The organism is Methylobacterium oryzihabitans (assembly GCF_004004555.2).
GTDB lineage: Bacteria > Pseudomonadota > Alphaproteobacteria > Rhizobiales > Beijerinckiaceae > Methylobacterium > Methylobacterium oryzihabitans.
Map to the genome: position 1 here is coordinate 1 of NZ_SACP01000191.1, position 298 is coordinate 298.

The following is a 298-nucleotide window of genomic DNA, read 5'->3' on the forward strand; positions in this document are numbered from 1 at the left end:
CGCTCGGCACCGGCCTCGACCTCAACTCGCCGACCGGCCACGGCGAGACCCTGTACTTCCGCGCCTCCGGCGCCCCGTACAGTGGCGGCGAGCGCAGCTTCTTCGCCCAGGAGCCGAGGAACCGCGCCCTCGCCGTCGGCCTGATCCTGCCGCTCGGCCTCGACGGGCTGATCCTCAACCTCGAAGCCACCGACGCCCGCACCGCCCCGCGGGCAGGCCCCGGCACGCTCGGCATCGCCTCGGACTTCTCGCGGTATTCGGCCCGCCTGCGCTACCCGCTGATCCGCTCGCGCGCCCT

The 298-nt window shown here is 74.5% G+C and carries 1 pseudogene; it reads left to right on the plus strand.

Annotation, left to right across the window (positions count from 1 at the left end):
- Positions 1 to 298: pseudogene (locus EOE48_RS29580) on the plus strand (ShlB/FhaC/HecB family hemolysin secretion/activation protein); the annotation flags it as partial.